This window comes from Streptomyces sp. NPDC002795, assembly GCF_042888725.1.
Classification (GTDB): Bacteria; Actinomycetota; Actinomycetes; order Streptomycetales; family Streptomycetaceae; genus Streptomyces.
Map to the genome: position 1 here is coordinate 664476 of NZ_JBIAQB010000002.1, position 18159 is coordinate 682634.

Sequence of the window (18159 nt, forward strand, 5' to 3'; positions counted from 1 at the left end):
GCCTTCGGTGTTTGTCCGGAAAAACCGGGACAGCGCTGCCTCGGACTACGTCCGGACTTCGACTCCGGACTTCGACTCCGGACTACGGCTCAGGCCTGCGGCGCGAGCTCGCCCATCTCGCCCCAACCCTCGTTCGGGATGTCGGCGTTGATGATCTCCGGGGTGGCGGCGATGAGCGGCGCCATGGCGTCCAGGCCCGCCTTGAAGTGGTCGGAACCGACGTGCGCGGCGCCGGCGTCGCCGTCCCGGAAGCCCTCCAGGAGCACGAACTGGTTCGGGTCCTCGACGCTGCGGGACCAGTCGAAGAAGAGGTTGCCCTCCTCGGCGCGGGTGGCCGCGGTGAACGCGGCGGTCTTCTCCAGCCACGAGTCGGCGTGCTCGGGGCGGGCGGTGAACTTCACGGCGATGAAAATCATGGGTCCACCCTGCCCCGAGCCGACCTGCCCGGCAAAGTCAGGACTTGGGCGCGACCTTGGTCAGACCGTTGATGACCCGGTCCATCGCGTCGCCGCCCGTCGGGTCCGTCAGGTTCGCGAGCATCTTCAGCGTGAACTTCATCAGCATCGGGTGGGTCAGACCGCGCTGCGTCGCGATCTTCATGACCTTCGGGTTGCCGATGAGCTTCACGAAGGCGCGGCCCATCGTGTAGTAGCCGCCGTAGGTGTCCTTGAGGACCTTCGGGTAGCGCTGGAGCGCCAGTTCGCGCTGGGCGACGGTGGCACGCGCGTGGGCCTGCACGATGACGTCGGCCGCGATCTGGCCGGACTCCATGGCGTACGCGATGCCCTCACCGTTGAACGGGTTGACCAGGCCGCCCGCGTCGCCGACCAGGAGCAGGCCCTTGGTGTAGTGCGGCTGGCGGTTGAAGGCCATGGGGAGGGCGGCGCCGCGGATCGGCATCGTCATGTTGTCCGGGGTGTACCCCCAGTCCTCGGGCATCGACGCGCACCAGGCCTTGAGGACCTCGCGCCAGTCCAACTCACGGAAGGCCTTCGAGGAGTTGAGGATGCCGAGGCCCACATTGGACGTGCCGTCGCCCATGCCGAAGATCCAGCCGTAGCCGGGGAGCAGCCGGTCCTCGGCGCCGCGCCGGTCCCACAGCTCCAGCCAGGACTCCAGGTAGTCGTCGTCGTGGCGGGGCGACGTGAAGTACGTACGGACGGCGACGCCCATGGGGCGGTCCTCGCGGCGGTGCAGGCCCATCGCGAGGGACAGCCGCGTGGAGTTGCCGTCGGCGGCGACCACCAGCGGGGCGTGGAAGGTCACCGGGGTCTTCTCTTCGCCCAGCTTCGCGTGCACGCCCGTGATGTTGCCCGTGCGCTCGTCGATGATCGGGGCGCCGACGTTGCACCGCTCGTACAGGCGGGCGCCGCCCTTCTGGGCCTGCCGCGCGAGCTGCTCGTCGAAGTCGTCGCGCTTGCGAACGAGGCCGTAGTCCGGGTACGAGGCGAGGTCGGGCCAGTCGAGCTGGAGGCGGACGCCGCCGCCGATGATGCGCAGGCCCTTGTTGCGCAGCCAGCCGGCCTCCTCGGAGATGTCGATGCCCATGGAGACGAGCTGCTTCGTGGCACGCGGGGTGAGGCCGTCGCCGCACACCTTCTCGCGCGGGAAGGCCGTCTTCTCCAGCAACAGGACGTCGAGGCCGGCCTTGGCGAGGTAGTAGGCGGTCGTCGAACCGGCGGGTCCGGCCCCGACGACGATCACGTCCGCGCTGTGTTCGGAGAGGGGCTTGGGCTGCTCGGTCACGGCGGGTTCTCCCCAGGCTCGAAAACGGTGTGCCGTCCGGCACGGACATGGGCAGTCTATTCACCGCAGGTCGCCGATCCTTGGTCGGTCCTCGCCCCCGACGGCCTGCTTGTCCGGCCGGGGGTCCGGGGGTTGCCCCCCGGGAGAATGCAACAGCGACTGTGATCACCCAGCCGAAGGGCCAGCCCATGAGTCGAGTTCTGCCCGCCGTGGATCTCCGCGTCCCCACCCATGAGGACGCGCTCGCCTGGCACAGGGTGTTCGACCACCCCGATGTCATGGAGTTCCACGGAGGCGCGTCGGCGGAGCTCTCCGTGTACGAGGAGCTGACCGCGCGGCAGCGCAGACACGAGGCGGAGCGCGGTTTCTGCCTGTGGACGATGACCAACGGCGCGGGGGACGTCATCGGGTTCACGGGCGCGCAGCCCTGGCCCGGCACCTGGGGCCCGGTCGGCGAGATAGAGATCGGCTGGCGGCTCGGGCGCGCGTACTGGGGGCAGGGGTACGCGACAGCGGCCGCGCAACTGACGCTGGATCAGGCACGGGCGGCGGGCCTGCCCAGCGTCGTCGCGATGGTCGACGCCCGCAACGAGCGCTCGATCGCGGTGACCCGGCGCCTGGGCATGGAGCTCGCGGAGACGTTCGTGACGCCGACCGGGAGGCAGGGCCACTGCTTCCGTTTGGAGCTCTGAACCCGGCTCGGAGGGCCGGCCGGACCTTCCGGGCAGCGCACCCCAGGGGCTACCCTTCCGGTACCTCCTGGGGGTGACATCTGTGGTGAAGACACCCAAGGCGCCCATGCCGGATGCCGGGCCGCCGGACGTTCCCGTGCCGAAGCTCGTCGGCCTGATGGCGGTCGACGCGCGGCAGGCGGCCCGTGAGAACGGCGTGCTGATCGTGGCGGCGGACCGGGACGACTTCGAGCGGGTGGCGGTGGAGTACGTGGTGCGCCAGTACCCGCTGCCCGGCGTCGAGGTGCCGCGGGACGCCGTCGTCACGGTCTGGTTCGACCTCGGTGACGGCGAGGGCGGTGGTGGCGGCGGCGCGGGCGTGCGCGTGCCGCGGACGCCGGGGCCGCGGGGCGGCGGCATGCGCAGGGAGCTCGGCGCACCGGACGAGCCGCCGACGCGCACCGGGTCGTTCAGCCCGTGTCCGTGACGCGGTCGGCGCCCGTCGTTGTCACGCCTTCTTGTAGCCCCGGTGGAGCGTGACGATGCCGCCGGTGAGATCCCGCCAGGCCACCCGCTGCCAGCCGACGTTCTGCATCAGCGCGGCCAGTTCGGGCTGCGTGGGCCAGGCGCGGATCGACTCGGCGAGGTAGACGTACGCGTCCGGGTTCGAGGACACCGTGCGTGCGACCGGCGGCAGGGCGCGCATCAGGTACTCGGTGTAGACGGTGCGGAAGGGGGCCCACGTCGGGTGGCTGAACTCGCAGATGACGACGCGGCCGCCGGGCTTGGTGACGCGGTGCATCTCGCTCAGCGCGGCCTCGGTCTCCTGGATGTTGCGCAGCCCGAAGGAGATGGTCACGGCGTCGAACGTGTCGTCCTTGAACGGCAGTTTCGTGCCGTCGCCCGCCGTGAACGGCATCCAGGGGTGGCGCTGCTTGCCCACGCGCAGCATGCCGAGGGAGAAGTCGCAGGGCACGACGTACGCGCCGGCCTGTGCGAAGGGCTGTGAGGAGGTCGCGGTGCCGGCGGCGAGGTCGAGGACCTTCTGCGCGGGGCGGGCGTCGACGGCCTTGGCGACTTCCTTGCGCCACAGTCGGGTCTGCCCCAGGGACAGCACGTCGTTGGTGAGGTCGTACTTCTCCGCCACGTCGTCGAACATCGAGGCGACTTCGTGGGGCTGCTTGTCCAGGGATGCACGGGTCACCCGGCCATTGTGGCAGGCGGCTCCCGGGTGCGGTCGGACGGCATCGGGTGGGTGGGCTGTGCCGGGGTCGGGGCCTGTCGTTCTGTGCGCGCGGCGCCGGGGTTGTGGACCGTGTCGGGGTCGACGCCTGTCGTCCTGGTTGCGCGGCACCGGGGTCGTGGACCGTGCCGGGGTCGACGCCTGCCGTCCTGGTTGCGCGGCACCGGGGTGCCGCCTTGCCCACCCTGCCGCCCAAGGCGGCAGATTGCCCAAGGCGGGGGCGGCGTCGACCGGGATGAGCGGGGGCCGGGGCTGGCGGCGGACTGCCTGAGGCGGGGGCGGCGTCGACCGGGACGGGCGGGGAGTTGGGGCCGGCGGCGGACTGCCTGAGGCAGGGCGGCGTCGACCGGGACGGGCGGGGAGTTGGGGCCGGCGGCGGACTGCCTGAGGCAGGGCGGCTTCGACCAGGACGGGCGGGGAGTTGGGGCCGGCGGCGGACTGCCTGAGGCAGGGCGGCTTCGACCAGGACGGGCGGGGAGTTGGGGCCGACGGGGGACTCTGCCTGAGGCGAGGCGGCGGCGACCGGGACGGGCGGAGATCGAGGCTAGCGGCGGATTGCCCGATGTGGGGTGGCGTGGATCGTGACGGGTGGGGGTTCGCCCGAGGGGGGTGCGGTACCCCGTGAGGCCGACGCACCCGGAGGGGGCGGGTGGGAGTTGGGCGGTGGCAAGGCCATCGTCTGGGCAGGCAGGCGGGGCATTCCGGGCCCCTGCGGCAGGCGGGTGGGCACCTCAAGCCCCTGTGGGCGGGCACCTCAAGCCCCTGTGGGCGGGCGGGCATCAATGCCCTGCGGCGGACGGGTAGGCACATCAAGCCCCTGCGGCGATTGAGCAGCGGGGTCCGGGGCAGAGCCCCGCGGGCGCAACGCCGGTGCGGCGAATGAAGCCACGCGCCCGTAACGCCGGTGCCGCCATTTCAAGCCCCTGCGGCGATTGAGCAGCGGCGCAACGCCGGTGCGGCGAATGAAGCCACGTGGCCGTGACGCCGGTGCCGCGGAACAAGCCCCGCGGCCCGGTCACCGCCCCCGGTACACCAGACGCCCACCGACCACCGTCGCCACACACGTGGACGCCCCCTTGGCGACCAGGTCCGCGCGGTCCGCGACGTCGAACACCGCGAAGCGGGCCGGCCCGCCCACCGTCAGCCCCGGCAACAGCACCATCGGCTTCGGCGACAGGGACACCGGCCCCGGCAGCCGGTCGGGCCGTCCGCCGAAGACGAGCCCGGACCGCTGTGCCACCTCAAGGACCGGCTTGGCGCGCAACTCGCCCGCCAGAGCCACCGTCCCGTGCGCGAACAGCCGCTGCACGCCCCGCCGTGCACTCGCCCCCAGCCGGGACGGATCCGCGCGGAAGATCTCCCGCGCCCGCTCCCCGCCGATCGGCACCGTCCCGTACGTGTCCGCCTCACGCGGATCCGGGTGGTACGTGTGCTCAAGGATCTCGGGACCGTACGGATTGAGGAGGCCCGGCGTGAGGATGCCGGGCCAGCGTCGCACCCGCGCCTGCGGGTGCGCGGCGGCCAGCTCCTCGTACGAGCCGAGCGCCTTGACGGTCTCGCCCTCGACGAGGACGCCCGCCCCGTCGGCCTCGGTGACGTGAAGTGTCGTCAAGACGCGCTCAGTTGGTGGAGACGAGCTTCAGCTCCGGGTGAGCCGTCCCGCCGTCGATCGCCGTCGACGAGATGTGCGAGGAGACGCGGTCGTCGACCGGGTCGTTCGCCGGGTCGTCGTGCACGACCAGGTGCTCGTAGGTCGTGGCGCGCTGCGCGGGGACGCGGCCGGCCTTGCGGATCAGCTCGATGATCTCCATGCGGTTGGAGCGGTGCTTGGCACCGGCCGACGAGACGACGTTCTCCTCCAGCATGATCGAGCCGAGGTCGTCGGCACCGTAGTGCAGCGACAGCTGGCCGACCTCCTTGCCGGTGGTCAGCCACGAACCCTGGATGTGCTGGACGTTGTCCAGGAAGATCCGGGCGATCGCGATCATCCGCAGGTACTCGAAGAGCGTCGCCTGCGTGCGGCCCTTCAAGTGGTTGTTCTCCGGCTGGTACGTGTACGGGATGAAGGCGCGGAAGCCGCCCGTCTTGTCCTGCGTGTCACGGATCATGCGCAGGTGCTCGATGCGCTCGGCGTTGGTCTCGCCCGTGCCCATCAGCATCGTGGACGTGGACTCGACGCCCAGCCGGTGCGCCGTCTCCATGATCTCCAGCCAGCGCTCGCCGGACTCCTTCAGCGGGGCGATCGCCTTGCGCGGCCGCGCGGGCAGCAGCTCCGCGCCGGCGCCCGCGAAGGAGTCGAGCCCCGCGGCGTGGATCCGCTGGATCGCCTCTTCGACCGACACCTTGGAGATCCGCGCCATGTGCTCGACCTCCGACGCCCCCAGGCTGTGGATGACGAGCTGCGGGTACTCCTTCTTGATGGCGCCGAAGTGCTCCTCGTAGTACTCGACGCCGTAGTCCGGGTGGTGCCCGCCCTGGAACATGATCTGCGTGCCGCCCAGCTCGATGGTCTCGGCGCAGCGACGCAGGATGTCGTCGAGGTCGCGGCTCCAGCCCTTCTTGGTGTCCTTGGGGGCCGCGTAGAAGGCGCAGAACTTGCACGCCGTGACGCACACGTTCGTGTAGTTGATGTTCCGCTCGATGATGTACGTCGCGATGTGCTCGATGCCCGCGTACTTACGGCGGCGGATCGCGTCGGCGGCGGCGCCGAGCGCGTGCAGCGGGGCGTCGCGGTAGAGGGCGACGGCCTCTTCGGGGGTGATCCGCCCACCGTCGGCGGCGCGGTCGAGGACGGACTGAAGCGCGGCCTTCTCGGTCACCGGGCGAGCCCCTTTCGGAGGATTCCGCCGAGTCCGAGCTGGAACCTCGACGAGTCTGAGCTGAAATCTCAGCGTACGTCAGGCCCCCAGGCCGCCCAGCAGAACCCCCGCGAGCGCGCCCAGAATCATGAAGGGGCCGAAGGGGATCTCGCTGCCCCGTCCCGCCCGCCGCGTGACGACGAGCACGAGGGCGTACAGACCGTTGAAGAGCACGCCCGCGAACGCGCCCACGAACAGCACGCCCCACCCGTACCAGCCGAGCGCCGCCCCGAGCCCCACCGCCAGCTTCACGTCCCCGAAGCCCATCCCCTTCGGGTAGATGAGCAGGAGGAGCAGATATCCGCCGCCGAGGCCGAGCGCGCCCCACAGCGCGCCGGTCCACGCCCCGCCCGCCTCCGGCAGCAGCGCCGCCCCGCCGAGCGCGAGCACGGCGATCCCGGCGAGCGGCAGCGTGAGCACGTCCGGCAGCCGCTTCACCGCGAAGTCGACGGTGGCCAGGAGCACGCCGAGCGGCGCGAGCAGAAGCCACGCACCGAGCTCGGGCCGGGTGTCGGTGGTGGTGGCGAGCAGCGCGCAGACGACCGCGGTGACGGCGGCGAGCCCGACGGGCCCCGGCCCCGGCCGGACGCCCAGCCAGCCGCGGGCCGGGCGCCACGACTCCCCCGGTTCGACGGACAGCCGGTATGCGGGCCGCGGCAGGAGCAGCCCGCAGGCCGCGCCCCACAGGGCGGCGAGCGCGACCAGCACGCCCGGCGTTCCGGCCTCGGTGGCGATCAGCGGGGCCCCCTGCATCACGCCCCCTCAGCCGCTCTTGACCCGGTCGAGGTCCGCCGTGGGATTGCCGGCGGCCGGGTACTGCGAGGTGTATGCGAGGGACGCGTCGTTCCGGGTGAGGCGCACGGTGTGCGGTCCTGTCGCGCAGGTGCCCGGGTTGCCGGGCGCCGCCTTGCCCGTGGTGACCAGCGCCCTGCCGTCCGCGGACTTCAGGGTCAGTACGTCGACGCACTGGATGCCCAGCGGGTCCGTCGACGTCACCTTGCCGACCTGCTTGCCGACCCGGGCCTGCTTCAGGTCGACGCGGAACGTGCCGAAGGAGATCCCCGCCTGCTTCGCGGGCCCGTCCCACGACCCGATGTAGAACTTCGGCACGCCCGGCGCCCTGGACGCGGCGGACGATGTGGGCCCGGCATCGCTGGCGCTGCCCTGGTCGCCGCCGCCGTCGCCCTGCAGCACGTTGAGCAGGACCACCCCGCCGACGGTCACCGCCGCCAGCGAACCCGCCACGGCGAGCGCCAGCGTGCAACTGACCCGGCGGCCCCGCCCGTTCGGCTTGTCGGGGGTCGAGCTCGCCGTCACGGACACCGACAGGCGCCCCGGTGCGGCGTCCTGCGGGGTCCCCTCGGTGGGCGGCCCCTCCGTACGCGGCGTGGGCACGCGCGCGTACGCGGGATCCGGCGGCCCGAAGACGCCCGCGGGCAGCGAACTCCCGGAGACGGCAGGGCTGCTGAAGTCCATGGGCCCCGAGTGCGGGACATCGCCGGGCGCGCCCTCCAGGTCCAGGAGCCGCACCGCGCCGCGCGAGACCTCCTCCACCATCGGGCCCGGCAGCCACCCCGCCTGTACGAGACGTGCCGCGCCCTCCGGTGCGAGGCGCCGGGCGACCTCCTCCGGAGTGGGGCGCGCGGCCGGGTCCTTCGAGAGGCAGGCCGCGGCGACCTCGCGCAATTCCCCGGTCAGCGAGCCCAGTTCGGGCTCCTCGTGGACGACCTTGTAGAGCAGCGCGGCCGACGAGTCACCGGGAAAGGGGGACGACCCCACCGCCGCGTACACGAGCACCGCGCCGAGCGAGAAGACGTCCGCGGCGCTCGTGACGCCCTTTCCGAGGATCTGCTCGGGCGACATATAGCCGGGTGAGCCGATGGAGACGCCGGTGGAGGTGAGCGAGGCCGTGCCGTCGGTGGCGCGGGCGATGCCGAAGTCGATGAGCCGCGGCCCGTCCAGGGTCAGCAGCACGTTCGACGGCTTCACGTCGCGGTGTACGAGCCCCAGGCCGTGCACCGCCGCGAGCGCTTCGGCGAGGCCGGCCCCCAGGACCCGTACGGAATGCTGGGGCAGGCCCGCGCCGTCGCCCGCGGCCTGGGTGAGCGAGGGGCCCGCGACGTAACCCGTCGCCACCCACGGCACCTCGGCGTCCGGGTCGGCGTCGAGCACCGGCGCCGTCCAGGCCCCGCCGACCCGGCGGGCCGCCTGCACCTCACGCTTGAAGCGCGCCCGGAATTCCTCGTCGAGCGCGAAGTGCGGGTGCACGATCTTGACGGCGACGGTGCGCCCTCCGGCGCTGCGGCCCAGATACACCCGGCCCATGCCGCCCGAACCGATCCTGCCGAGCAAGCGGTAGGGCCCCACCGTCGTGGGTTCGCCGGTCTGAAGCGGCTGCATGATGCGGACCTCCCCCGTGTGCACACACGCACCGGCAGCGTAGCCCCGCGCGTCGTCCGCGCACACACCTCTCGAACGCTCCGGAACACATGTGGAACGCATCCGGAACACATCGGGAGCACAGGGTGGATCACTGTGAATTCATGCCGAATTCACCCACCGACGCGGAATTCCCTTACAAGGTTCCGGGAATCCCGCGTCGGAGAACACCGAAGTACGCCGAAGTACACCGGCCCACGAGCGCACTAAGGGGGAATTCACGACATCAGCAGCTCGACCCGTACATCAGCGGGAAATCCCGTCGTGGGGCCGACCCGCCGCGCGAACTCCGTGACGCCTTCCAGCTGCGCGGGCCCGAAGCGGAAGTCGAGCGTCGTGAAGTACTCCTCCAGGATCTTCTCGTCGAAGACCTCCCAGCGCGCCGCCTGCTCGGCGACCTTGGTGACCTCCTCCAGGGAGAGGTCGCGCGAGGCCAGGAACGCCTCGTGCACCTTCTGGGTGATCTGCGGTTCACGCTCCACGTACTCCTTGCGCGCCGCCCACACCGCGAAGACGAACGGCAGCCCCGTCCACTCCTTCCACAGCGCACCCAGGTCGTGCACCTCAAGACCGAGCCGCGGGGCGTCGTGCAGATTGGCCCGCAGCGCCGCGTCCCCGATGAGCACGGCCGCTTCCGCGTCCTGCATCATCAGGCCCAGGTCGGGCGGGCACGTGTAGTAGTCGGGCTGTACGCCGAAGCGCTCGGCCAGCAGCAGCTGCGCCAGCCTGACCGACGTGCGGGAGGTGGACCCGAGGGCCACGCGCCGGCCGTCGAGCTGGTCGAGGGGGACCTGCGAGACGATCACGCAGGACATCACCGGGCCGTCGCAGCCCACGGCGAGATTCGGGAACGCGACGAGGTCGTCGGCCGCCTTGAGGAACTCGACGAGGGTGATGGGACCGATGTCGAGGTCACCGTTCACCAGCTGCTCGCTCAGCTTCTCCGGCGTGTCCTTCGTCAGCTCGAAGTCCAGGAGCGAGCCCGTCCTGGCAAGTCCCCAGTACAGAGGCATGCAGTTCAGGAACTGGATGTGGCCCACTCGCGGACGAGTGCGCCGCGCGGCCTTCAGGGTCTCGGGAGAATTGTCCACATCGCGACACTAAACCCCATGCGGTACGGTGCAGGATCCGGGTCCGGTACGCCCTCCGGTCAACCCCCCACAGAGACCCCGTCAAACCTGCGAGTGACGTGATCTTGCCCTCTATTGCTTTCGGCTGCCTGCGTGCTAGGCTCGCCGCAAGTTGCAGTTTGGTTTCCCTTGCAGTACAGAGCCTGCGGAGCATGTGACCGCGGGCTCTCGTCGTTTTCAGACTTTTGCAGTTGTTCGCAAGTGCATTTGCAGGTTCTGGAGCAGGGCGACCCTATGGCCCATAGGAGGGCTTATGGCTACCGGAACCGTGAAGTGGTTCAACGCTGAAAAGGGCTTTGGCTTCATTGCCCAGGAAGGCGGCGGCCCGGACGTGTTCGTCCACTACTCCGCGATCAACGCAAGCGGCTTCCGCTCCCTCGAGGAGAACCAGGCCGTGAGCTTCGACGTCACGCAGGGTCCGAAGGGCCCGCAGGCGGAGAACGTCACCCCCGTCTGATCGTTCGCGATCACACGGTGGTAGTTGCCGTGTTCTGATCCGGAACCTAGCGCAGTACCCAAGGAGCCCCGCGCCTTATGGCAGCGGGGCTCCTGCCTTTCTCCGTGCGTTCTACGTGAGTGCGGCGCGGGCCGCGACCGCGTCCGCCGGATCCCAGCCCCGGCCCGGCACCGAGGCGAGCAGCAGCCGTGTGTACGGGTCGGTGGGCTCGCTCAGGACGCGGCGCGTGGGCCCCCGTTCGACCACCTTGCCCCGCCGCATCACCAGGACCTCGTCCGTGACGTGCTGGACGACCGCCAGGTCGTGGCTGACGAAGACCAGGGCCACTCCGGTGTCCCGGCGGATCTCGTCGAGGAGCCGCAGGATCTGCGCCTGGATGGAGACGTCGAGCGCGGCGACCGCCTCGTCGAGGACCAGGACGCGGGGGTCGACGGCCAAGGCGCGGGCGATGGCCAGGCGTTGGCGCTGTCCGCCCGAGAGATGGCGGGGGCGGGCCGTGGCCTCCCGTGCGCCGAGGCCCACCTGGTCGAGGAGGGCGGACGCGGTGGATTCGTCGCGGCCGTGCAGCCGCAGGGCCGAGCGCAGGCACTGCTCGGCGGTGAGGCGGGGGTCCAGGGAGACGTACGGGTCCTGGAACACCATTTGGATCTGGCGGGCCCTGGCCAGGCGGGGGGCCTTGCCGCGCGGGGGTTTCGCGGGTCTCGGGGTGCCGTCGACGTTGATCGTGCCGTGGTCGGGGCGGACGAGGCCGACGAGCATGCGGGCGACGGTGGTCTTGCCGGAGCCGGATTCTCCGACGATGCCGAGGGCTCCGCCGGGGGTGAGGGTGAAGGTGATGGCGTCCGCGGCGGTGTGGCTGCCGCCGCCGGGGAGCGGGTAGGTCTTGCGGAGGTCCGTGGCTTCCAGGAGTGGTGGTTGCGTGGTCACTTGTGGCTGACCCCCTCGGTCTCGTTGCGCGGCACCGGGGGCCGCCTTGCCCACCCTGCCGCCCAAGGCGGCAGATTGCCCAAGGCGACTCGGCGGCACTCCACCGTTGCGCCCTCTGATGCGTATGCCTTTGGTTGCCAGGTGTGGCAGTCGGCCTCCGCGTCCCCGCACCTGGCCACGAACGGGCAGCCCTCGAACGTGTCCGACAAGGACGGTGGTTTGCCCGGGATGGGGGCGAGGGGACGGGACTCGCCCAGTGTGGGGGAGCAGGCGAGGAGGCCGCGGGTGTAGGGGTGGGCCGGGGTGGTGAACAGGGCGTTCGCCGTGCGGTGTTCGACCACGCGGCCCGCGTACATGACGTGGACCCGGTCGCAGTAGGCCGCCGCGAGGTGCAGGTCGTGCGTGATGAAGAGGAGTCCCGCGCCCCGGGATTCGCGGGCCTCGCGGAGCTGCGTGAGGATCTCCGCCTGGGTCGTCACGTCGAGCGCGCTGGTCGCCTCGTCGGCGAGGAGGAGACGGGGGCGGGCCGCCAAAGCGCCCGCGATGACGACGCGTTGGAGCATTCCGCCGGAGAGTTCGTGCGGGCGCTGGCGAAGGTGCCTGGCGGGGTCGGGCAGGCCGACCGCGGCGAGCAGATCGAGCGCCTCGTCCTTCGTCGCGCCGCGTTCGGTCAGGAAGTCGCCGATGCGGCGGACCGGGTTGAGGGCGGCGCGCGGGTCCTGGTGGATCATCGCGACGGTGGCCGACCTGTGCTGCCGCAACTGTTCGCCGCGCAGGGCCAGGACGTCCGTGCCGTCGACCCGGACCGTTCCCGTGGTCGTCGAACCCTCCGGCAGCAGGCCGAGCGCCGCCTTCGCCGTCGTCGACTTGCCCGAGCCCGACTCCCCCACCAGGCCGACGACTTCGCCCTCGGCGACGTTCAGGGAGACCGATTCGAGGAGGGGGCGGGCGGCGCCGGGGACCGTGACCGTGAGGTCCTCGATCGAGAGCAGCATCGTCATCAGTCCTGCTTTCCGAGGCGGTCGGCGGCCCACACCCCGACGACGTTGAAGGACACGACGACCAGGGCGATGGCCGTGCCGGGGACGAGGGCGGGCAGGAGCGCGCCCTGGACGATCGCGGCCTGGCCCTCCTGGACCATCAGGCCCCAGTCGGAGGACGGGGGTTGGGCGCCGAAGCCCAGGTAGGAGAGGGTCGCGAGGGACATGAGGGCCTCGCCGAAGAGGACGACCAGGTAGCCGAGGATCGACCGGCCGAGGTTCGGGACCAGGTGCAGCGCGCAGATCCGGGCGCCGCCCATGCCCTGGACCCGGTACGCGTCGACGTACGGCTTGCGGGCCTCGGACAGGGCGAGGGAGCGGGTGTACTTGGCGATGGTCGGGGTGAAGGCGAGGCCGAGGGCGAGGATCGCCGTCGTCATTCCGGCGCCGAACACGGCGATGATCAGAACCGTGAAGAGCAGTCCTGGGAAGGCGTACATCACGTCGGTGAGGCGGGAGACGAGTGTGTCCACCCAGCCGCCCCGCCAGGCGGCGAGCACCCCGAGCGTGACGCCGAGCACCGCGGCCACGGCGAGCAGCGCGACCGGTGCGACGAGGCTGGACCGGGCGCCATAGAGCACCCGGGACAGCAGGTCCTGGCCGGAGGAGTCGGTGCCGAGGAGGTGGTCGGAGCCGGTGCCGACGAGGGAGGCGGAGAGGTCGATGGCGTCGGGCGCGTAGGGCGCGAGCAGGGGCGCGGCGAGCGCCGCGAGGACGACGAGTGCGAGCACCGCTCCGGCGAGGGTGACGCCCAGCGGGCGCCGCGTGGTCGTGACCGGGGTCAGGCTGAGGGCCGCCGTCATGCGTGGGCCTCCTTCACTCTCGGGTCGAGGAGGGGGTGGACCAGGTCGACGAGCGTCGTCACGACCACGTATCCCGTGACCATCAGGAGAAGGACGGCCTGGGCGACCGGGAAGTCGTGGGTGTTGATCGCGTTGACGAGCAGGGAGCCGATGCCGCTGATGCCGAACGCCGTCTCGACGACGACCGTGCCGGCGAGCATGCCCGCCATGACGAGGCCGCACATGGTGACGATGGGGCCCAGCGCGTTGCGCAGGACGTGCCTGCGGACGATCTCGCGTTCCGGGACGCCGGAGGCGCGGGCCGCCTCGACGTGGTCGGACGCGGAGGCGTCCGCCATGGCCTGCCGGGTGACGCGGCTGACGATGGCGAGCGCGCCGAGGGCGAGGGAGACCGCCGGCAGCGTCAGATGGTGCAGGGTGCCGGCGAAACCGTCGCCCGCCCCGGTGACCGGGAACCAGCCGAGCTGCACGCCGAACAGCGAGACCAGCGCGATCGCGGCCACGAACGAGGGGACGGACGCGGCGAGCGTCGTGCCGCCGACCACCGCCGAGTCGACCCATGTGGAGCGCCGCACCGCCGCGAGGATCCCGGCGCCGACTCCGAGGATCACGTACAACACCGTGGCGTACGCGACGAGTTCGAGGGTGGTGGCGAGGCGGGAGGAGATGAGGTCCGCGACCTGGTCGCCGTATTTGAAGGAGCGGCCGAGGTCGAGGTGGACGGTGTCCCACAGCCAGCGGCCGTACTGGACGACGAGCGGTTCGTCGAGGTGGTACTGGGCGCGGACCTGGGCGAGCCGTTCGGGGGTCAGCTTGTCGCGGCCGCCCGCGAGGAAGACCGCGGGGTCGCCGGGGGCCGCGTAGACGGCGGCGAAGATGACGAACGAGGCGGCGACGAGGGTCGCGACCAGACCGGCGAGGCGGCGCGAGAGGTGGGTCAGCGCGCGCAGGGGGATTGCCTTCAAAGCTGCCACGACTACCCCTTCCTCGCGCCGAGCCCCGCGGCCCACGGGTAGTAGAGATAGGACTGCGAGGCCGTCGGCCCGGTCAGTTTCTTGTCCAGGACGAGGATCGTGGGCACCTGGGCCACCGGGATCCACACCGCGGACTCGACGAACGTGCGCTGGACGGCGGTGGCGAGCTTCGCGCGGGCCGCGTCGTCGAGGGTGCCGAGCGCCCGCTTCACCTGCCGGTCGTACGTGGCGTCCTTGAAGCCGACCCAGTTGTTCGGGGAGTCGGAGAGCCCGTTGTCGTAGAAGCCCATGGGGTCGGCCTTGGAGATGTACCAGTCGCCCACGAGTACGTCGATGTCGGCGCGGGCCGTCGGATCGCTGTAGAACTCCTCGAACTGGGCCGTCGGCACGGTCTTGATCTCGGCGCGGATGCCGACGCGTTGCAGGGCGGCGCGGGTGGCGTTCGCGATGACCGTGCGGCCCTGGCTGGCGTCGGTGCCGATGACGACGGGTTCGGTGGGGGCGCCGGCCTCCTTGACGAGCTTCTTGGCGCGGGCGATGTCGGATGCGCTGGGAGAGGCGGGGGCGAAGCGCGCCAACTCCTTCTGAGCAGCGGCGAATGCGGCCTTCTCGTAGCCCCAGGCGCCCGAGCCGACCGGTGACGCCCACGGCTGCACGAGGCCGCCGTAGCCGGAGTCGGCGATGCCCGTGCGGTCGAGGGAGAGCGAGAGGGCGCGGCGGATCCTCGGGTCGGTGAGGCCGCCGCGGTCGGTGGGGATGAGGGCGAGGGACGCGGTGGAGGGGCCGTAGTACTGCGCCAGGTCCTTGTCCGCGCGCAGCGCCGCCGCCGTGTTCGGGGACTCCGCGTACGCGCCGTCGGCCGCGCCCGTCTTGAGCGCGTTGACCAGGGCGCTGTCGGAGGCCCAGCGGAAGACGACCTGGCGGGTGAGCGGCTTCTTGCCCCAGTAGCCGTCGTAGGCGCGGATGGTGATCGAGTCGCCGGACTCCCAGCGGGCGAGCTCGTACGGTCCCGAGCAGGCGTCGGGCTGTCCCGGCGTGCCGAACTCCTTGCCCGATTTGGTGACTTGGTCCTTGTTCCAGACGATGCCCGCGTCGCCCGCCATGGCCTTGAGGAACATGGCGTCGGGTGTCTTGAAGGTGACGGTGACGCGGTGCGGCGCCGTCTTCTTCATCGAGGTGACGTTCTCGAACTCGTCGGACTGTTCCATGTCCTTGGAGGCGTGCCGCTTCAGCGACCACAGCACGTCGTCGGCGGTCAGCTTCGTGCCGTCGTGGAAGGTGACGTCGTCGCGGACGGTGAAGGTCAGCTGCTTTCCGCCGTCGGACGTCTCGGAGTCCTCGGCGAGCAGCGGTTTCGTCGTCATGTCCGGCTGGAGCTGGTAGAGGCGCTCGCAGACGTTGGTGAGGACGACGCGGCCCGCGCTGCCGCCCTGCGCGTCCAGGTCGAGGGAGTCCGGCTCGTCCTCAAGGAGCCAGTTCACCTTCTCTACGGGGCCGTTGGCGGCGGGAGTGGTGGCGTCCAGCTTCAGGTCGGCGGCCGGGGTGCCGCCGCCCTCGCCCTCGGGGCGGTCGGCGCCCGCGCAGGCGGTGGTGACGAGGAGGGCGGCCGTGGCGAGCAGGGCCGCGGCCGGCACTCTTCGGGGCTTCGGCGTCATCGCGCGTCTCATCGGGCGTCTCCGTACGGGCCGTCGTAGAGGTTCCAGGGCAGGTGCTGGTAGTCGCGGTCGCAGGGGGTGCCGGCGGTGACGTGGTAGTCGCCGCTGGTCAGGTCCACGCAGGAGGAGACGAGTGTCATCCAGTGCTTGACCTCGGGCTCGCGGGCGTCGGGGTGGGTGCACAGGGACTCGGGCAGGCCCAGGTGGTCCGACATCGCCTGCTTGATCAGCTTGCGGGACTCGTCGGGTCCTGTGGCGTTACGGAGGGCGGCGAGGCCCTGTTCGGCGCGGGGCACGCGGACGAGCGAGTCCGAGGACATCGGCCGGTAGTCGGCGGCGAGGGCCGCGGGGACGCCCGCCTGGTAGTGGTTGCCGTGCACGAGCAGGCCGTCCGTCGGGTGCAGCCAGCCGATGCCCGCGGGCGTCGTCTCCAGGTCGATCGCGTAGCCCTCCCGGCAGGTCAGCAGGGCGTTGGAGGCGATGTGGGCGCGGGTGCGGCACAGCACGTCGAGGGCGTCGGTGACGGTGTGCGTGTCGAGGACGCTGCGCCGGACGACGGTCTGCGGGAGGCCGATCGCGTCGTTGAAGCGGCCGCCGAGGCCGTTGGCGTTGAGGGCGATTCCGGCGGAGTTGGCGCCCTGGCGGCCGATCTGGCCCGCCTCCACCTGCATGATCACGGTGGGCTTGGGCGGCTGCTCGATCCGGATCATGACGACGGTGTCGGCGACGCCGGCCCGCCAGTCCCAGTTCTGCCCCGCCCATACGTGGCCGTCACCGCTGGCCTCGCCGAAGGCGGCGAAGGAGGTACAGCCCTCTGCGGGCTCCTCCGGTTCTTCGGGGGCGGCCATGTCCTTGAAGGAGCGGTCGTAGATGACCTCGCCGCGGGCGTTGAGCGCGAGGACGTCCAGGACGTCGACACCCGCTCCATCGGCGATCCCCCGCATCTCGTCGAGGAGTTCGGGGGCGTACGCGCGCACCGGCTCCAGCCAGCGGGCCGCGCGTGCGGTGACCCGGTCCCAGGTCAGCCCGGCGGACTGGCCGAAGGCCTGCTCGTAGTAGCCGATGGCGGCGTGCAGTTGGGGGCGTACGGCCTCGCCGTACTGGCGGCCACGGGCCAGAGGGGTGCCGCTGATGTCGATGACCGGGAGGGTCCGGGGTGCCATGGTTCTCCTTGCCACGGAGAGGATCCGAAGCGGGTCCGCTACCGAAAACCGTGCTGTAACGTCGATTACGAGATGCTCTCCACGTGGAACGTGTTGCCCAGGAGAGTAACGGCCGTCACACGAGAGTCAATAGCTGTAATGGAGATTACCGACGGGGTCGCCCGGCTACGAGGCGCCGTGCGCGAGCACTGGGACGAGCTGTCCGCGTCCGAGCGGGCGGTGGCCCAGTACCTGGTGAGCGCGCCCGCCGAATCCCTGCTGTTCGCCTCCGCCCAGGAGCTGGGAACGGCGAGCGGCACCAGCAACGCGAGCGTGGTGCGGACACTTCAGCGGCTCGGGTACGCGGGACTGCCCGCGCTCAAGCGGGAGCTGGCCTCGGACCTCACGTCCGCGGTGGCCCCCGAGGTGCGGCTCAAGCAGCGCATCGACCACGTCGGCCGCGACCTGGACGCCATCTGGGGCGAGGTGTTCGACGAGGCCGCCGAGCGCATCGAGCACGCCCGACGCCTGACGCCCGGCGAGGCGCTGCGGGACGCCGTGAAGGCCCTGGCGGAGGCCGGCGAGATCCACTGCTACGGAGCAGCGGCCTCCGAACTCGCCGCGCGACACCTGGCGTTGGCGCTCGGCAGGGTCGGGCGCAGGGCACAGTACATCGGAGCCACGGGGTTCACGCTCGCGGACCATCTGCTGCGGCTGCGCCAGGGCGACGCGGTCGTGATCTTCCAGCCGGGCCGCGACCTGCCCGAGCTGACGGTGCTGATCGACCGGGCGCGGGCGGTGGGCGCGCGGGTCGTCCTGGTGACGGACGAGCTGGCCGAACGGTACGGGGAGCGGGTCGACGCGGTGCTCACCGCCCCGCACACACCCACGGGGATCACCACGGAGGCACTGACGGCGCTGATGGTGTCGGACGCGCTGCTGCTGGCGCTGACGACGCTGGACGAGGGCATCGCCGTGGAGACCTCGCATCAACTCACGGTGCTGCGGGAGCAGTTGTTGAACCACCGGAGGAAGTAGGCCCGGCGACGGCCACCGGGCCGCCGCGTCTCGCGG

General features: G+C 71.4%; 18 protein-coding genes. 4 read left to right on the plus strand and 14 right to left on the minus strand.

From position 1 onward, the window contains the following. Nucleotides 1-89: 89 nt before the first annotated feature. Both ACFYWS_RS07655 and ACFYWS_RS07660 read right to left on the minus strand, forming a co-directional pair. Nucleotides 90-416 carry a putative quinol monooxygenase gene (locus ACFYWS_RS07655; protein WP_389270825.1) on the minus strand — a complete coding sequence of 109 codons (327 nt, stop codon included), beginning with the start codon at nucleotides 414-416 and terminating at the stop codon, nucleotides 90-92. A gap of 37 nt (nucleotides 417-453) precedes the next feature. Further along, nucleotides 454-1746: a geranylgeranyl reductase family protein gene (locus ACFYWS_RS07660; RefSeq protein ID WP_389270828.1), complete on the minus strand. Its 1293-nt coding sequence runs from the start codon at nucleotides 1744-1746 to the stop codon at nucleotides 454-456. Between the two features lie 188 nt (nucleotides 1747-1934). On the opposite strand from ACFYWS_RS07660, the gene ACFYWS_RS07665 reads away from it, so the two are divergent. Beyond that, nucleotides 1935-2438 (plus strand): GNAT family N-acetyltransferase, encoded by a 504-nt coding sequence (locus tag ACFYWS_RS07665; protein WP_389270831.1) that lies wholly within the window; start codon nucleotides 1935-1937, stop codon nucleotides 2436-2438. Nucleotides 2439-2544: 106 nt separating this feature from the next. Next, complete coding sequence (locus ACFYWS_RS07670; protein ID WP_389271759.1) at nucleotides 2545-2904, plus strand: PASTA domain-containing protein; 360 nt, start codon at nucleotides 2545-2547, stop codon at nucleotides 2902-2904. Between the two features lie 21 nt (nucleotides 2905-2925). Here the strand turns inward: ACFYWS_RS07670 and ACFYWS_RS07675 are convergent, their stop codons facing one another. From ACFYWS_RS07675 to ACFYWS_RS07700, 6 genes are all read right to left on the minus strand, one after another. Next, nucleotides 2926-3621: a demethylmenaquinone methyltransferase gene (locus tag ACFYWS_RS07675; protein ID WP_389270834.1), complete on the minus strand. Its 696-nt coding sequence runs from the start codon at nucleotides 3619-3621 to the stop codon at nucleotides 2926-2928. Nucleotides 3622-4675: 1054 nt separating this feature from the next. After that, the gene (locus ACFYWS_RS07680) at nucleotides 4676-5272 is read right to left on the minus strand and encodes a hypothetical protein (RefSeq protein WP_389270837.1); all 597 of its coding nucleotides are present in this window, start codon (nucleotides 5270-5272) and stop codon (nucleotides 4676-4678) included. Between the two features lie 7 nt (nucleotides 5273-5279). Beyond that, nucleotides 5280-6479, minus strand: coding sequence for a cyclic dehypoxanthinyl futalosine synthase (mqnC, locus tag ACFYWS_RS07685; protein WP_389270840.1), 1200 nt, complete (start codon nucleotides 6477-6479; stop codon nucleotides 5280-5282). 78 nt (nucleotides 6480-6557) lie between these two features. Then, nucleotides 6558-7271: a prepilin peptidase gene (locus ACFYWS_RS07690; protein ID WP_389270843.1), complete on the minus strand. Its 714-nt coding sequence runs from the start codon at nucleotides 7269-7271 to the stop codon at nucleotides 6558-6560. Between the two features lie 9 nt (nucleotides 7272-7280). Further along, nucleotides 7281-8918, minus strand: a complete 1638-nt coding sequence (locus tag ACFYWS_RS07695) for a serine/threonine-protein kinase (protein WP_389270846.1) — start codon at nucleotides 8916-8918, stop codon at nucleotides 7281-7283. A 257-nt stretch (nucleotides 8919-9175) separates the two neighbouring features. Next, complete coding sequence (locus ACFYWS_RS07700; RefSeq protein WP_389271763.1) at nucleotides 9176-10027, minus strand: menaquinone biosynthetic enzyme MqnA/MqnD family protein; 852 nt, start codon at nucleotides 10025-10027, stop codon at nucleotides 9176-9178. A gap of 313 nt (nucleotides 10028-10340) precedes the next feature. Here ACFYWS_RS07700 and ACFYWS_RS07705 point away from each other — a divergent pair, with 313 nt between their 5' ends. Beyond that, complete coding sequence (locus ACFYWS_RS07705) at nucleotides 10341-10544, plus strand: cold-shock protein (protein WP_003998944.1); 204 nt, start codon at nucleotides 10341-10343, stop codon at nucleotides 10542-10544. A 111-nt stretch (nucleotides 10545-10655) separates the two neighbouring features. Here the strand turns inward: ACFYWS_RS07705 and ACFYWS_RS07710 are convergent, their stop codons facing one another. From ACFYWS_RS07710 to ACFYWS_RS07735, 6 genes are read right to left on the minus strand one after another with little or no spacing between them, the layout of a single operon-like run. Further along, nucleotides 10656-11471, minus strand: coding sequence for an ABC transporter ATP-binding protein (locus tag ACFYWS_RS07710; RefSeq protein WP_389270849.1), 816 nt, complete (start codon nucleotides 11469-11471; stop codon nucleotides 10656-10658). After that, nucleotides 11468-12466 carry an ABC transporter ATP-binding protein gene (locus ACFYWS_RS07715; protein ID WP_389271766.1) on the minus strand — a complete coding sequence of 333 codons (999 nt, stop codon included), beginning with the start codon at nucleotides 12464-12466 and terminating at the stop codon, nucleotides 11468-11470. Before ACFYWS_RS07715 ends, ACFYWS_RS07710 begins: the two co-directional genes overlap by 4 nt. Before the next feature lie 5 nt (nucleotides 12467-12471). Continuing rightward, nucleotides 12472-13314 (minus strand): ABC transporter permease, encoded by an 843-nt coding sequence (locus tag ACFYWS_RS07720; RefSeq protein ID WP_389270852.1) that lies wholly within the window; start codon nucleotides 13312-13314, stop codon nucleotides 12472-12474. Beyond that, nucleotides 13311-14279 (minus strand): ABC transporter permease, encoded by a 969-nt coding sequence (locus ACFYWS_RS07725; RefSeq protein ID WP_389271769.1) that lies wholly within the window; start codon nucleotides 14277-14279, stop codon nucleotides 13311-13313. Before ACFYWS_RS07725 ends, ACFYWS_RS07720 begins: the two co-directional genes overlap by 4 nt. Nucleotides 14280-14290: 11 nt before the next feature. Then, on the minus strand, nucleotides 14291-15955 hold the full coding sequence (locus tag ACFYWS_RS07730) for an ABC transporter substrate-binding protein (RefSeq protein WP_389270855.1): 1665 nt from the start codon (nucleotides 15953-15955) through the stop codon (nucleotides 14291-14293). Further along, nucleotides 15952-17106: a C45 family autoproteolytic acyltransferase/hydolase gene (locus tag ACFYWS_RS07735; protein ID WP_389270858.1), complete on the minus strand. Its 1155-nt coding sequence runs from the start codon at nucleotides 17104-17106 to the stop codon at nucleotides 15952-15954. The genes ACFYWS_RS07730 and ACFYWS_RS07735 overlap by 4 nt, the downstream gene beginning before the upstream one ends. Before the next feature lie 138 nt (nucleotides 17107-17244). Here ACFYWS_RS07735 and ACFYWS_RS07740 point away from each other — a divergent pair, with 138 nt between their 5' ends. Continuing rightward, nucleotides 17245-18123 (plus strand): MurR/RpiR family transcriptional regulator, encoded by an 879-nt coding sequence (locus tag ACFYWS_RS07740; protein ID WP_389270861.1) that lies wholly within the window; start codon nucleotides 17245-17247, stop codon nucleotides 18121-18123. Nucleotides 18124-18159: the final 36 nt, after the last annotated feature.

Bases quoted from the DNA above. Each gene is read 5' to 3' on its own strand.
- ACFYWS_RS07655 (WP_389270825.1), bottom strand. From the start codon at position 416: ATGATTTTCATCGCCGTGAAGTTCACCGCCCGCCCCGAGCACGCCGAC.
- ACFYWS_RS07665 (WP_389270831.1), top strand. From the start codon at position 1,935: ATGAGTCGAGTTCTGCCCGCCGTGGATCTCCGCGTCCCCACCCATGAG.
- ACFYWS_RS07670 (WP_389271759.1), top strand. From the start codon at position 2,545: ATGCCGGATGCCGGGCCGCCGGACGTTCCCGTGCCGAAGCTCGTCGGC.
- ACFYWS_RS07690 (WP_389270843.1), bottom strand. From the start codon at position 7,271: ATGCAGGGGGCCCCGCTGATCGCCACCGAGGCCGGAACGCCGGGCGTG.
- ACFYWS_RS07695 (WP_389270846.1), bottom strand. From the start codon at position 8,918: ATGCAGCCGCTTCAGACCGGCGAACCCACGACGGTGGGGCCCTACCGC.
- ACFYWS_RS07705 (WP_003998944.1), top strand. From the start codon at position 10,341: ATGGCTACCGGAACCGTGAAGTGGTTCAACGCTGAAAAGGGCTTTGGC.
- ACFYWS_RS07715 (WP_389271766.1), bottom strand. From the start codon at position 12,466: ATGCTGCTCTCGATCGAGGACCTCACGGTCACGGTCCCCGGCGCCGCC.
- ACFYWS_RS07720 (WP_389270852.1), bottom strand. From the start codon at position 13,314: ATGACGGCGGCCCTCAGCCTGACCCCGGTCACGACCACGCGGCGCCCG.
- ACFYWS_RS07730 (WP_389270855.1), bottom strand. From the start codon at position 15,955: ATGAGACGCGCGATGACGCCGAAGCCCCGAAGAGTGCCGGCCGCGGCC.
- ACFYWS_RS07735 (WP_389270858.1), bottom strand. From the start codon at position 17,106: ATGGCACCCCGGACCCTCCCGGTCATCGACATCAGCGGCACCCCTCTG.
- ACFYWS_RS07740 (WP_389270861.1), top strand. From the start codon at position 17,245: ATGGAGATTACCGACGGGGTCGCCCGGCTACGAGGCGCCGTGCGCGAG.